This window comes from Streptomyces flavofungini (assembly GCF_041028215.1).
Classification (GTDB): Bacteria; Actinomycetota; Actinomycetes; order Streptomycetales; family Streptomycetaceae; genus Streptomyces; species Streptomyces flavofungini_B.
In genome coordinates this window covers 17,922-32,401 of the sequence record NZ_JASKYR010000016.1, presented here as the reverse complement: position 1 = coordinate 32,401, position 14,480 = coordinate 17,922, and the positions used below count along the sequence as shown (strand labels likewise).

Genomic DNA, 14,480 nt, shown 5'->3' with positions numbered 1-14,480 from the left:
ACTCCAGCTATCTGACCGCCCTCGCCGCCCGCCACCAGCCCGGGATCTCCGCTTACACGATCGGGTTCCGGGCCGAGGACGCCAAGTTCGAGGCGATGCCGGACGACCTGCGCTATGCCCGGCAGGTGGCCGAGCGGTTCGGTGTCGACCTGCATGAGATCGAGATCGCGCCCCGGGTGCTCGACCTGCTGCCCGAGATGACCTACCACCTGGACGAGCCGATCGGCGACCCGGCCGCGATCAACACGTTCCTGATCTGCTCGGCCGCCCGGGAGGCCGGGGTGAAGGTGATGCTCTCGGGGATGGGTGCCGATGAGCTGTTCGCCGGTTACCGCAAGCATGTGGCCAACCTGCTGGCGCTGCGTTACCAGCGCATCCCGGGGCCGCTGCGGCGCGGGGTGGCGGCGGGCGTGGACCGGCTGCCGGTGGCCACCTCCCGCCGGGGCTTGCGGTCGGTGCGCTTCGCCAAGCGGTTCCTCTCCTTCGCCGATCTGCCGGAGGAGACCGCGTTCCGGCGCAGCTACACCATGTACGACCAGGACGAGCTGCTCGCGCTGGTCGACCCCGACCTGGCCGGGACGGTCCAGGACGTCCTCGGCGAGCACGCGGATATCTACCAGGACAACGACCTGGACGACTTCGTCAACCGCATGTGCCTGGGCGATGCCCGGATGTTCCTGCCGGGCCTGAACCTGGCCTACACCGACCGGTCGAGCATGGCCGCCTCGACCGAGGTGCGGGTGCCCTATGTGGACGTCGAGGTGGTCAAGGCGGCGTTCGCCTTCCCCGGCGATCGCAAGATCGTCGGACGGCAGGGCAAGGCCGTGCTCAAGGAGGCGGCCACCTCGATCCTGCCCCGGGAGATCGCGTACCGGCCCAAGGGGCTGTTCAGCGCCCCGCTGCGGGCCTGGATGAGCCGGGATCTGGCACCGCTGGTGCGTGAGGTGGTCAACGACGGGGTGCTGGTCAGTTCCGGAATCCTGCGCCGTGAGGCGCTGGCGCGCATGGTCGCCGAGGACGCCGCGGGGCAGCGGGACTTCTCCAAGCACCTGTGGCACGTGCTGACCCTGGAGTACTGGTATCGCGGCGCGACCTCCGGCTCCGGCCGGAGCCAGGCGGCCTGACGGCGTGCGAAACGGCCCGACGGCGCGGAAAGCGGCTTGACGGTGTGGAAACAAGAGGAGCTCGGGTGAAACAGGTTGTGCAGAACTACAAGAGCGGCGAACTGGCGCTGCTCGACGTGCCGGTGCCGGGGTGCAAGCCGGGTGGTGTGCTGGTCCGCAGCGCCTACTCGCTGATCTCGACCGGGACCGAGCTCATGAAGGTGTCCGAGGCGGGCATGTCGATGGTGGGCAAGGCCCGCTCCCGTCCGGACCAGGTGGCCAAGGTCATGCAGAGCGTGGCCACCAACGGGGTGCCCGCCACCTACCGCAAGGTGATGGGCAAACTGGACTCCTACACCCCGCTCGGCTACTCGCTGTGCGGCGTGGTCGAGCAGGTCGGCGCGGGCGTCGACGACGTGAAGCCCGGCGACCTCGTGGCGTGCGCGGGCAACGAGCACGCGCTGCACGCCGAGCTGAACTGGGTGCCCAGGAACCTCTACGCCCCGGTGCCCGACGGCCTGGCGCCCCGGCACGCGGCCTTCGGCACCGTCGGGTCGATCGCCATGCAGGGTGTCCGCCAGGGTGAGCCGCAGCTCGGCGAGGTGGCGCTGGTCATCGGCCTCGGTCTGATCGGTCAGCTCGTGGTGCAGCTCCTGACCGCGTCGGGGGTGCGCGTCGTCGGGGCCGACCCGGACCCGGCGCGCTGTGCGCTCGCCGCGCGTCTGGGCGCCGCGGCCTGCGGCGATCCCGCCGCCGCAGCGGTGGAGTCGGCCGTCGCCGAACTCACCGGCGGTCACGGCGTGGACCAGGTGTATCTGGCGGCGGGCGGCGGCAGCAACCAGCCCGTCGAGCTGGCCGCCCGGCTCTGCCGGGACCGGGGCCGGGTCGTCGACATCGGCAAGTGCCGTCTGGACCTGCCCTGGAACGCGTACTACGAGAAGGAGCTCGACGTCCGCTTCTCGCGCTCCTACGGTCCTGGGCGCTACGACCCGGAGTACGAGATCGAGGGGCGCGACTACCCGATCGGCTATGTGCGGTGGACCGAGCGCCGCAATCTGGCGTGCTTCCTCGACCTCTCCGCCCGCGGGCGCCTCGACGTGGAGCCGCTGATCTCGCACATCGCCGACTTCGATGACGCCGTCAAGACGTATCAGGGCCTCAAGGACGGCGAGTTGAAGGCCGTGGCCGTGCTGTTCCGCTACCCCGCCGACGGGGCCGAGGCGGAGCCCACCGCGCAGGGCCCCGCGGAGGCTCCCGCGGTGACCGTGCCCGCGGTGCGGCGTGGTGCCGCCGCGTCCGCCCCGGCCCGTTCCGCCCCCGCCCGCTCAGCGGCGGCGCCGGTGCGGCTGGCGTTCGTCGGTGCGGGCAACTACGCGACGTCGATGCTCCTGCCCCATCTGGCCGGGGCGGACGGCGTCACCCTGTCGACGGTGGTCACCACGACCGCGCTCTCCGCCGCCAACGCCCAGCGCAAGTTCGGCTTCGCCAGGGCGACCACCGACCTCGACGCGGTGCTCGGTGACTCCTCGGTCGACGCGGTGTTCGTGGTCACCCGGCACAGCTCCCACGCCGAACTGACCCGCAAGGCGCTCCTCGCGGGCAAGGCGGTGTTCGTGGAGAAGCCGCTGGCGCTCACCGAGGACGAGCTGTCCGGGGTGCTCGCGGCCGTCGAGGAATCCGGCAACGACCGCATCCAGGTCGGCTTCAACCGCCGCTTCGCACCGCTGCTGCGCGAGGCCAGGCACAAGTTCGGCGCCCGGACCGGACCGGCGAACCTGCGCTACCTGGTCAACGCGGGCCGCCTCGCGCACGGGAGCTGGTACCTCCAGCAGGGCGCCGAGGGCTCGCGGTTCGCCGGTGAGGGCGGGCACTTCATCGACACGGCGAGCTGGCTGCTCGGCGCCGACCCGGTCTCGGTCTCCGCGACGGCCACCCCCGGCCATGAGGACCTCCAGGTCATGCTGCGCTACCCGGACGGTTCCACCGCCGCCATCAGCTATGTCACCACCGGTCCCGCCGGGTTCCCCAAGGAGACCCTGGACCTGGTCGCCGACGGCCGCGCGCTGCGCCTCGACGACTTCGTGCGGGCCTCGGTGTACGGCCGCAAGCGGTGGGTCAGCTCCCGGCTGCCCAAGGCCCGTGACAAGGGCCAGCGCGCCGAACTGGGCGCGTTCCTGCGGGCCGTGCGCGGCGGCGGGCCGATGCCGGTGCCGCTGGAGTCGCTGGTGGCCACCACGGCGGCCACCCTCGCCGTGCGGGCCAGCCTGGCCGGTGGCGGCCCCATGACGCTGGCGAGCGAGCGATGACCACGAGCGCGGGCTGGTACCTGCGGCGGCTGTCCCGGATGGGGCCCCGGGAGGTCGGCGGCCGGGTGGGCGACGCGGTGCGCAGGCGGCGGTGGCGGTCGTCGCCGCCCGACTGCCCGCGCCCGGTGGACGCCCGCTTCACCGTGGTGCTGCCCGCGGGGGCGATCGCCGCCGTGCCCGCGGACGCCGTGAAGCGCCTGGTCGCCGAGGCGGACCGGCTGATGGCCGGGCACGCGGAGTACTTCGGGGTCGTCCGCGACGACATGACCGACCCCGACTGGTGGTTCGACCCCAAGACCGGGCGCCGGGCCCCCTGGGGCTACGCCTTCGACGTGCCCTACCGCGACGAGGAAGCGGTCGGGGACATCAAGCAGATCTGGGAGCCGTCACGGCACCAGTACCTCACCGTGCTCGCCGCCGCCTACGCGGTCACCGAGGACGAGCGGTACGCCGAGCGCGTGGCCGAGCATCTGCGCTCGTGGTGGGCGGCCAACGCGCCGCTGCGCGGTGTGCACTGGATCAGCGGCATCGAGCTGGGCATCCGGCTGCTGTCCTGGGTGTGGATCCGCAGGCTGCTCGACGGCTGGTCCGGCGCGGCCGGTCTCTTCGAGGACAACCCGGTGGCGCTGAACCAGATCTGGCACCACCAGCGCTGGCTCGCCGCCTTCCCCAGCCGGGGTTCCTCGGCGAACAACCACATCATCGCCGAGGCCGCCGGGCAGTTCGCCGCTGCCTGCGCGTTCGGCTGGTGGCCCGCTTCGGCGCGCTGGCGTCAGGAGGCGCTGCGCTCGCTCGACCAGCACCTGCGGAGCAACACCTTCCCCTCCGGTCTCAACCGCGAGCTGGCCACCGAGTACCACGGGCTCGTACTGGAGCTCGGCCTGGCCGCGCTGGCCGAGGCCGACGCGGCCGGGGTGGAGGTTCCCGCGTCCGTGCACCTGGTGCTGCTGCGGATGACCGACGCCCTCGCGGCCGTCGTCGACAACCGGTCGCGCCCGCCGCGCCAGGGCGACGCGGACGACGGGCACGGGCTCGTCCTGGACGGGGCGGGCACGAACCGCTGGGCCTCGCTCCTGGCCACCGGGGACGCCCTGTTCGGCGGTCTCGCCTGGTGGCCGCCCGTCACCGGCTCCGATGTGCGCACCCCGCTGCTGGCCGCGCTCATCCGCCCCAAGGCACCGGCCGTGACCCGTCCGGCGAACCGGCCCGCCCACTTCGCCGACGCGGGCATGACGATCCTGCGCGGCCCGGGGGAGATCTGGGCCCGCTGCGACGGCGGACCGCACGGATTCCTGTCCATCGCCGCGCACGCGCACGCCGACGCGCTGTCCGTGGAGGTCCGCCACGACGGGGTCGACGTGCTCGCCGACCCCGGCACCTTCTGCTATCACGGGCAGCCCCACTGGCGGCAGTACTTCCGCTCGACCCTGGGGCACAACACCCTTGAGCTGGACGGTGCCGACCAGTCGGGGTCCGGCGGCCCGTTCCTGTGGACCCGGCACGCCCGCAGCCGAGTCCTGGTCGCCGACACGTCCGGGGAGCGGGTGTCCCACTGGTGCGCCGAGCACGCGGGCTACCAGGGTGTGGTGCACCGCCGCCGGGTGGAACTGGTCGCCGCGGGCCGGGAGCTGCGCGTGGTGGACGAGGTGCGCGGGCCGCGCAAGGCCGCCCGGCTGGCCTTCCACCTCGGTCCCGAGATCACCGCGGAGCTGGCGGGCGACCGGGCGGTGCTCACCTGGACCCGGGACGGCGAGGACCGCTCCGCGGTGCTCGACCTGCCCGGCGAGCTCGACTGGCGGGCCCACCGGGGCGAGAGCGACCCGCCGCTCGGCTGGTACTCCCCCGGCTTCGGGCGCAAGGAAGCCACCACCACGCTCGTCGGCACCGGCTTCGCCGACGGCACGCGGGGGTTCACCACCGTACTCAGGTTCCACGGCTAGGGGGACGCGTGGAGATCAGGAGGTGGCACTGGGCGGTGCCCGTGGCGGCGCTGGCGCTGCTGGCGTCCGGCTGCGTCGGCACGCCCGGCGCCGAGCCGGAACCGACGGCGACCCCGTCCACGTCAGGCGCCCGCTCGTCGGTGGCCCGGGTGTGCGCAAGACCGGCGGCGGGCCCGGACAAGGCGCCCGAGGGCGCGGTGACCGTCGACCCCTCGGTCATCGGTGACCTGGCCGCGAAGACCCGCGGCAATCCCCCGGGCACCACCTTCTGGCTCCGGCCGGGCAAGCACCGGCTCGATCCGGACCGCTACTCCCAGGTCGTCCCCAAGAAGGGCAACCGCTACCTCGGGGCGCCCGGCGCGGTGCTCGACGGGCGGAAGAAGAACCAGTACGCGTTCGGCGGCGCCGCCCCCTCGGTGACGATCAGCCATCTGACCGTGCAGCGTTTCGTCGCGCCGCACGACGAGGGCGTGGTCAACCACGACTCGGCCGACGGCTGGACGATCGAGCACACGACGGTCCAGCACAACTCGGGGGCCGGGCTGATGGCCGGTGCCCGGCAGCGGGTCCGCGCGAGCTGCCTGCGCGCCAACGGCCAGTACGGCATGAACGCCTACAAGGACGGCCGGCCCCTCAAGGACCTGGTCATCGAGGGCAACGAGATCGTGGGCAACAACACCGGCGACTGGGAGCGGCGGCGCAAGGGCTGCGGCTGTACCGGCGGGATCAAGTTCTGGGCCGTCGACGGCGCCGACATCCGCGGCAACTGGGTGCACGACAACCGGGGCGCGGGGCTGTGGGCGGACACCAACAACAACGACTTCCGCATCGAGGACAACGTGCTCGAAGCCAACGACGGTGCCGCCCTGATGTACGAGACCAGCTACAACGCGGTCATCCGCGGGAACACCATCCGGCGCAACAACTGGGTGGAGGGCCGCCGCTACGCCGAGCGGGGCGACAACTTCCCCTTCGCGACCCTCTACCTGTCCGAGTCCGGCGGCGAACCACGGGTCGACGCCCGCACCGACAGAATCGAGATCTACCGGAACCTCCTTGAGAACAACTGGTCCGCCATCACCCTGTGGGAGAACGCCGACCGGTTCTGCAACAGCCCGGCCAACACCTCGTCCGGTGACTGCACGCTGCTCGTGGAGAAGACCGACCGCTGCAAGAAGCCGGGGATCACCAGCGCGCCGCTCCGCTCCGACTGCCGGTGGAAGACCAAGCGGGTGGACATCCACGACAACCGCTTCGTGCTCGACAAGTCCGTCGTCAAGTGCACCACGAAGTGTGACCGCATGGCCGTCCTCGCCAACTACGGCACCTATCCGGACTGGTCGCCCTACAAGGGTGAGGGGGTCGCCGAGGCGATCACCCACAAGCAGCACAACCGGTGGCACGACAACGTCTACCGGGGTCCCTGGAAGTTCGTCGCCCACGACCCGAGCCGGGTGCTCGACTTCGGGCACTGGCAGGGCGATCCGTACCAGCAGGACGCGGGCAGCACCCTGAGCGCGGGGGGCGGTGACTGACATGAGCCAGGACCTGCACGGCGGTACGCCGCCGGGCGGGGCGGAGACGGCGGACACCCCGCCCGGCGCCGCACCGCGACCCACCGGCACGCCCCGGCTCGTCGGCGTCGTCTGGGGGCTGCTGATCCTCAACACGCTGGGCTCCGCCGGGGCCAAGACCATCGTCCCGCTGCCCCGCTCCCTCATCCAGCTCGTCACGATGGGTGCGCTGGTCGCCGCGTTCACCCTCGCGCTCGCCGTCAACCTCAGGCTGCGCATCCGCCCGAGCGCCTTCCTGCTGCTGCTCAGCCTGCTGCTCGTGCCGAGCCTGATCTCCAGCCTGCAACTGGAGTCCGGCCTCGGCGCGCTGTTCCGCTGCACCAGGCTGGCCCTGTTCATCGGCACGCTGTGGCTGCTCAGCCGCTGGTGGGACGGTGGCCTGACGTTCGCGCGGCACCACATCCGGATGTACTTCGCGGTGCTCGGGTCGGTCGCCGCGGGGGCGCTCGTCTCACCGGGCGCGGCCATGCCCGAGCTGTACGGCGGACGGCTCGTGGGCGCGCTGTGGCCGCTGACCCCGCCGCAGATCGGCCAGTACGCGGCGGTGATCGTCGGGCTTGCCGTGCTGCTCCTGCTCGGCCGCCGTACCGACCGGGTCAGCGCGGCGGTCGTCATCGTGCCCTCACTCGTCCTGCTGGCGCTGACCCATACCCGTACGGCCACGCTCGGGCTGCTCGTCGGGCTGGCCCTGGCGATCGGCTCGCTCGTCCTGACCAGTGCCGCCGCGCGCCGGTTCTTCACCACGGCGGTGCTCGTCGCCGTGGTGGCCGCGGTGGGGTTCGCCTCCGCGCTCCAGACGTGGTTCCTGCGCGGCCAGAGCCAGGAGAACCTCAGCAGTCTCACCGGCCGGGCCAAGGTCTGGGACGCGCTGCTGGCGGCGCCCCGGTCGGGCGCGGAGAAGCTGTTCGGCGTGGGCCTCGGCGACAAGTCCTTCGGCGGCCTGCCGATCGACAACAGCTGGCTGGCCGTCTACCACGAGCAGGGCTTGACGGGTGTCACCCTCGTGGCGGCGATCATCGCCGTCCTCGGCGGCGTCGCGCTGCTGCGGCCGCCCTCGCTGCAACGGGCCTGCGCGATCTTCCTGATCAGCTACTGCGCCATCGCGTCGTACACCGAGGCCGGTCTGGGCGACGCCTCTCCGTACCTGCTGCATCTGGCCCTGGCCGCCGCGCTGCTCGCGACGCCGGTGGCCGCCACAACGCCCCCGGCCACGCCCGCCGTTCCCCGGCGCCGTGTGCCGCGCTGGGCCAGGGAGGGGAGATGACCTCGCACATGCACGTCCTCGTGGTGCACAACCGCTACTCCTCGGCGCAGCCGAGCGGGGAGAACAACGTCGTCGACCAGGAGGTGGAGCTGCTGCGCGCGGCGGGCCACCGGGTCGGTGTCTTCGAGCGGCGCAGCGACGACATCGCCGCCCGCTCGCTGCCCGCCAAGGCGGCGGTGCCGCTGCTCGTGCCGTTCAACCCGGCGGTCCGCTCCGAGCTCGCCGCCCGGCTGCGCGCCGAGCGGCCGGACGTGGTGCACATCCACAACGTCTTCCCGCTCCTGTCGCCCGCGGTCCTCACCGCGTGCGCCGACGCCGGTGTCCCGGCCGTCGCCACGCTGCACAACTACAACCAGATCTGCCCGCCCGGCACCCTTCAGCGCGACGGCCGACCGTGCACCGAGTGCGTCGGGTCGGCACCCCTGCCCGCCGTGCGGCACGGCTGCTACCGCGGCTCCCGGCTCGCGACGGTGCCGCTCGCGGTCAGCCTTTCGGCCAACCGGCGGCGCTGGTGGTCCGGTGTGGAGCGGTTCTTCTGCATCTCCGCGGCCCAGCGCGAGGTCCTGGTGCGGGCCGGTATGCCCGCCGGACGCCTCGCGGTCAAGCACAACTTCGTGCCCGACCCGGACGCCCGCCGTACGGGCCCCGGCGAGCATGTGCTCTATCTCGGCCGGCTCGCCGAGACCAAGGGCGTGCGGCTGCTCATGGCCGCGTGGGACGAGCTGGCCGCCGACGGCGGGGTGGGCGTACCGCTCGTGATCGCCGGAGCGGGGCCGCTGGAGCAGGAGGTCGCCGCCTGGGCGGCGGGCCGCGAGGACGTGCGCTACGTCGGCCTGTACGACCCGGAGCAGTGCCGGGAGGTCATCGCGCGCTCGGTCGCCGTGGTGGCTCCCTCGACCTGGCTCGAGGCGTTCGGCCTGGTGGTCGTGGAGGCGATGGCGGCCGGGGTCCCGGTCGTCGCCGCCGGACACGGCGCCTTCGTCGAACTCGTCGAGGACGGTGTGACCGGACTGCTGCACCGGCCGGGCGAGGCCGGGTCGCTGGCGTCCCGCCTGCGCGGGATCACGGCCGATCCGGTCCGCAACCAGGAGATGGGCCGGGCGTCCCGGAGCCGTTACGAGCGGGGCTTCAGCCCGGCCGTCGGCCTGGAGCGCCTGGTGGAGGGGTACCGCGCCGCGATCGCGGGGCGGCCGGCCGGCGGGGAAGCTCCGCCGGCCACGGGAAAGACAAGCACTGGCTCGCGGTGGGGGCACCGCGCGAGCAGAAATGGGGGCTGAAGATGACATGCCGACTGTGTGGCTCGGCGGCGATGGAGAGCGTCGTCGACCTGGGGGCGACCCCGCCGTGCGAGAGCTTCCTCGCCGCGGACCAACTGGACCGGGCCGAACCCGCCTACCCGCTGCACCTGCGGGTGTGCACCGACTGCTGGCTCGCCCAGCTCCCTCCGCTGATCACCCCGGAGGAGACCTTCACGCAGTACGCCTACTTCTCCTCCTACTCCAGCTCCTGGGTGGAGCACGCGCGTACGTTCGTCGCGGACGCCGCGCAGCGGGTGGGTCTTGGCCCCGACGCCTTCGTGGTCGAGGTCGCGAGCAATGACGGATACCTGCTCAAGCACGTGGTGGAGCGCGGCATCCGCTGCCTGGGCATCGAGCCGTCGGTGAACGTCGGCGCGGCGGCGCGGGAGGCGGGCGTGCCCACGCTCACCGAGTTCCTGTCCCCGGACACCGGCTCGGCCGTGCGCGCCGAACACGGCCCGGCCGACCTGGTCGTGGCCAACAACGTGTACGCGCACATCCCCGACGTGGTCGGCTTCACCCAGGGGCTGCGCGCCCTGGTCGCCGACGACGGCTGGGTCTCCATCGAGGTGCAGCACCTGCTGACTTTGATCGAGCAGAACCAGTACGACACGATCTACCACGAGCACTTCCAGTACTACACGGTCGCCTCCGCGATCCGGGCCCTGCGGAGCGGCGGACTCGCCCTCGTGGATGTGGAGCTGCTGCCCACGCACGGCGGCTCGATCCGGCTGTGGGCGCGGCCCGCCGAGGCCGCCGGTGAACCCACGCGGCGGGTGGCCGACGTCCTGGCCAGGGAGAAGGCCGCCGGGCTCCAGGAGCTTTCCGGCTACACCGAGTTCTCCGCCCGGGTGGCCAAGGTGCGCAGGGACCTGCTGCGGTTCCTCATCGAGGCGGCCGAGCGCGGCGAGACGGTCGTGGGCTATGGCGCCCCGGGCAAGGGCAACACCCTGCTCAACCACTGCGGCATCCGGCCCGACCTGCTCGCCTACACCGTCGACCGCAACCCCTACAAGCACGGCAGGTACACCCCGGGCACCCGTATCCCGATCCTGCCGCCCGAGCGGATCGCCGCCGACCGGCCGGACTACGTCCTGATCCTCCCCTGGAACCTGCGGGACGAGCTGGTCGAGCAGCTCTCCTTCGTGCACGACTGGGGTGGCCGCCTGGTCTTTCCCATTCCCGGACTCAGCATTGTCGAGGCGAAGTGATGAAGGTCGTACTGTTCTGCGGCGGTTACGGGATGCGGATGCGCAACGGCACCTCCGACGACGTGCCCAAGCCGATGGCGATGGTCGGTCCGCGGCCGCTGATCTGGCATGTCATGCGCTACTACGCGCACTTCGGGCACAAGGAGTTCATCCTCTGCCTCGGCTACGGCGCCCACCACATCAAGAACTTCTTCCTCAACTACGAGGAGACGACGTCCAATGACTTCGTGCTGCGCAAGGGGCAGACGGAGCTGCTGTCCACGGACATAGCCGACTGGACGATCACGTTCGCGCAGACCGGCATCGAGTCACCCATCGGCGAGCGGCTGCGCCGGGTCCGCCACCACCTGGACGGGGACGAGATGTTCCTCGCCAACTACGCCGACGTCCTCACCGACGCCCCGCTGCCCGAGATGATCGACCGGTTCTCCCGGCGCGACGCCGGTGCGTCGATGATGGTGGTGCCGCCGCAGTCCTCCTTCCACTGCGTGGACCTGGGCGAGGACGGTCTGGTGGGCGGCATCACGGCGGTCAGTGAGCTGCCGCTGTGGGAGAACGGCGGTTACTTCGTGCTGCGCCAGGAGGTCTTCGACCACATCCCGGAGAACGGCGACCTGGTCGCCGACGGCTGCGCCGGACTGGCCAAGCAGGGGCGGCTGGTGGCCCACCAGCACCGGGGCTTCTGGAAGCCGACCGACACCGTCAAGGAGAAGGCCGCGCTCGACGAGGCCTACGCCCGCGGCGAGCGCCCGTGGGCGGTGTGGGAGCACGACGGCGCGGCCGTCGGCACCAGCGGCGCCCTGGCGGGGACCGCGTGATCGGTCTGGGGGCCGGGCGGCCCCTGGAACGGATCGTCGCGGTGGGCGCGCACTGCGACGACATCGCCATCGGCGCCGGCGGCACGCTGCTCTCGGTGTGCCGCGCGCACCCGGGCCTCCGCGTCGACGCGCTGGTGCTCACCGGCGGTGGCGGCGAGCGGGAGCAGGAGGAGCAGGCCGCGCTCGCCGCCTTCTGCCCGGGCGCCGATCTGCGCCTCACCGTGCTCAAACTGACGGACGGCCGGCTGCCCGCGCAGTGGGAGGAGGCCAAGGCCGCCGTGGAGGAGCTGCGCGAGCGCACCGAACCGGACCTCGTGCTGGCGCCCCGCACCGACGACGCGCACCAGGACCACCACACGCTGGCGCGGCTGATGACCACCGCCTTCCGCGACCACCTCGTACTGGGCTACGAGATCGTCAAGTGGGACGGCGACCTCGGCCGCATGGCCGCCTACCAGGCGCTCGCACCGCGGACCGCGGAAGACAAGGTGCGGCTGCTCCAGGAGCACTACCCCTCCCAGCGCCACCGGCCCTGGTACGACCGGGAGGCCTTCCTCGGCCTCGCACGCATCCGCGGAATCGAATGCCACGCGCGCTACGCCGAGGCCTTCGCCGTCACCAAACTCACGCTCGATCTCGGCAATCTCTCCCTGGGGGAATGAACCTTGCGCGTACTGCTCACCGGACACCAGGGCTACCTGGGCACCGTCATGGCCCCGGTGCTCAAGGCCGCCGGACACGAAGTCGTCGGCCTGGACGCCGGTCTGTTCGCCGACTGCGTCCTCGGCCCGCCGCCCGCCGACCCCACGGGCCACCGGGTGGACCTGCGGGACGTGACGGCCGAGCACGTGGCCGGGGTGGACGCCGTGATCCATCTGGCCGCGCTGTCCAACGACCCGCTGGGGGCGCTCGCCCCCGACCTCACCTACGACATCAACCACCACGCGTCGGTGCGCCTGGCCCGGCTGGCGCGCGAGGCCGGGGTGGGGCGCTTCCTGTACGCCTCGACCTGCTCCGTCTACGGCGCCGCGGGCGGCGACGAGCTGGTGGCCGAGGATGCCCCGCTGCGTCCTGTGACGCCGTACGCGGAGTCCAAGGTGCGGGTGGAGGACGACCTGCACGCGCTGGCCGACGGCGACTTCAGCCCGGTGTACATGCGCAACGCCACCGCCTTCGGCCACTCCCCCCGGCTGCGCGCCGACATCGTGCTGAACAACCTGGTGGGCCACGCGCTGCTCTCCGGCGAGGTGCTCGTGCTCTCCGACGGCACGCCCTGGCGTCCACTGGTGCACGCCGCCGACATCGCGCGGGCCTTCACGGCCGCGCTGACCGCGCCGCGTGAGGCGGTGCACGACAAGGCGTTCAACATCGGCAGTGAGTTCAACAACGTCACGGTGGCCGAGATCGCCGGGCAGGTCGCCGAGGCGGTGGCCGGTTCCAAGGTGGTCATCACCGGGGAGACCGGCGCCGATCCGCGCTCCTACCGGGTGGACTTCGCCCGCTTCCGCGCCGCCGTGCCCGGTTTCGAGTGCGAGTGGACGGTCAAGCAGGGCGCGCTCGAACTCGCCGACGCCTACCGGAAACACGGGCTGAGCCGGGAGGACTTCGAGCAGCGCTTCACCCGCCTCGCGGTGCTGCGCGCGGCGACCGAGGCCGGGGCCATCGACGACACCCTGCGGCGGCGCCCATGAGCACGCCCGGCGAGGACATGCACACGCTGGTGCGGCGGCTGTATCCGCTGTGCCGGAGCATCACCGGCGACGGGGTGCGCGCCACCCTGGACATCGTCGGTGAGCACGTCCCGCTCCAGGTGCACGAGGTGCCCACCGGCACCCAGGTCCTTGACTGGACGGTGCCGCAGGAGTGGAACATCCGGGACGCCTACATCGCCGACGCGTCCGGCCGCCGGGTCGTCGACTTCGCCGCGTCGAACCTGCATGTGCTCGGCTACAGCGTGCCGGTGTCGGCGACCATGCCGCTGGCCGAGCTGCGCCCCCATCTGCACACCCTGCCCGAGCAGCCGACGCTGGTGCCCTACCGCACCAGCTACTACCAGCCGCAGTGGGGTTTCTGCCTGGCCCAGGAGACCCTGGACGCGCTGCCGGACGGCACCTACGAGGTGTGCGTGGACTCCACGCTCGCCGACGGGCACCTCACCTACGCCGAGCACGTCGTGCCCGGTCAGGTGCCCGACGAGGTGATCGTCTCCTGTCACGTGTGCCACCCCTCGCTGGCCAACGACAATCTGGCGGGCATCGCGGTGGCGACGTTCCTCGCCAAGGAGCTGGCGGGGAGGAACCCGTACTACACCTACCGGTTCCTGTTCGCGCCCGGCACCATCGGGGCGATCACCTGGCTGGCCCGGAACAAGGAGCGGGTGGAGCGGGTCAAGCACGGTCTGGTGCTCGCCTGTGCCGGTGACCCGGGCCAGGTGACGTACAAGCGGAGCAGGCGCGGCGACGCGGAGATCGACCGGGTGCTCAGGCATGTCCTCAACGCCTCCGAACGCCCGCACCGCATCACGGAGTTCACGCCCTACGGCTACGACGAGCGGCAGTTCTGCTCGCCGGGCTTCGATCTCGGCGTGGGCTCGCTCACCCGCACGCCCTACGCGGGCTACCCCGAGTACCACACCTCGGCGGACAACCTGGACTTCGTCTCCCCCGAGGCGATGGAGGACACGCTCGCCGTCTGCCGCGAGGCGTTCGGCGTCCTGGACCGCAACCGGCGCTATCTCAACCTGAGCCCCTACGGCGAACCACAGCTCGGACGGCGCGGTCTCTACGGCGCCCTGGGCGGGCGCAGCGACGCCGAGCAGGCGCAGATGGCCATGCTCTGGGTGCTCAACCTCTCCGACGGCGAGCACGCTCTGCTCGACATCGCCGAGCGGTCGGGCCTCGCGTTCGACTCCGTCGCCGCCGCGGCCGACGCCCTGCACGACGCAGGGCTGATCAAGGCGTGACGGC

Annotated in this window: 11 protein-coding genes; all 11 read left to right on the top strand. The window is 72.1% G+C overall.

The genetic code is table 11. From position 1 onward, the window contains the following. Positions 1-1,124, top strand: a 1,124-nt coding sequence (locus AB8Z36_RS02595; protein ID WP_369211518.1) for an asparagine synthetase B family protein, incomplete at its 5' end; no start/stop codon positions are given. 65 nt (positions 1,125-1,189) lie between these two features. Next, complete coding sequence (locus AB8Z36_RS02590; RefSeq protein ID WP_369211517.1) at positions 1,190-3,409, top strand: bi-domain-containing oxidoreductase; 2,220 nt, start codon at positions 1,190-1,192, stop codon at positions 3,407-3,409. Then, a complete protein-coding gene (locus AB8Z36_RS02585) occupies positions 3,406-5,349 on the top strand; it encodes an alginate lyase family protein (protein ID WP_369211516.1) in 1,944 nt (647 codons plus the stop codon). The genes AB8Z36_RS02590 and AB8Z36_RS02585 overlap by 4 nt, the downstream gene beginning before the upstream one ends. Positions 5,350-5,357: 8 nt before the next feature. Next, positions 5,358-6,884: a right-handed parallel beta-helix repeat-containing protein gene (locus AB8Z36_RS02580; protein WP_369211515.1), complete on the top strand. Its 1,527-nt coding sequence runs from the start codon at positions 5,358-5,360 to the stop codon at positions 6,882-6,884. A 1-nt stretch (position 6,885) separates the two neighbouring features. Beyond that, on the top strand, positions 6,886-8,187 hold the full coding sequence (locus AB8Z36_RS02575) for an O-antigen ligase domain-containing protein (protein ID WP_369211514.1): 1,302 nt from the start codon (positions 6,886-6,888) through the stop codon (positions 8,185-8,187). A gap of 8 nt (positions 8,188-8,195) precedes the next feature. After that, entirely contained in the window at positions 8,196-9,464 is a 1,269-nt protein-coding gene (locus tag AB8Z36_RS02570; RefSeq protein ID WP_369211520.1) for a glycosyltransferase, read from the top strand. Between the two features lie 2 nt (positions 9,465-9,466). Beyond that, positions 9,467-10,696 (top strand): class I SAM-dependent methyltransferase, encoded by a 1,230-nt coding sequence (locus AB8Z36_RS02565; RefSeq protein WP_369211513.1) that lies wholly within the window; start codon positions 9,467-9,469, stop codon positions 10,694-10,696. Then, a complete protein-coding gene (locus AB8Z36_RS02560) occupies positions 10,696-11,514 on the top strand; it encodes a glucose-1-phosphate cytidylyltransferase (RefSeq protein ID WP_369211512.1) in 819 nt (272 codons plus the stop codon). Before AB8Z36_RS02565 ends, AB8Z36_RS02560 begins: the two co-directional genes overlap by 1 nt. Next, positions 11,511-12,176, top strand: coding sequence for a PIG-L deacetylase family protein (locus AB8Z36_RS02555; RefSeq protein WP_369211511.1), 666 nt, complete (start codon positions 11,511-11,513; stop codon positions 12,174-12,176). The genes AB8Z36_RS02560 and AB8Z36_RS02555 overlap by 4 nt, the downstream gene beginning before the upstream one ends. 3 nt (positions 12,177-12,179) lie before the next feature. Continuing rightward, the gene (locus AB8Z36_RS02550; RefSeq protein WP_369211510.1) at positions 12,180-13,205 is read left to right on the top strand and encodes an NAD-dependent epimerase/dehydratase family protein; all 1,026 of its coding nucleotides are present in this window, start codon (positions 12,180-12,182) and stop codon (positions 13,203-13,205) included. Next, positions 13,202-14,476 (top strand): DUF4910 domain-containing protein, encoded by a 1,275-nt coding sequence (locus AB8Z36_RS02545; RefSeq protein ID WP_369211509.1) that lies wholly within the window; start codon positions 13,202-13,204, stop codon positions 14,474-14,476. The genes AB8Z36_RS02550 and AB8Z36_RS02545 overlap by 4 nt, the downstream gene beginning before the upstream one ends. Positions 14,477-14,480 lie beyond the last annotated feature (4 nt).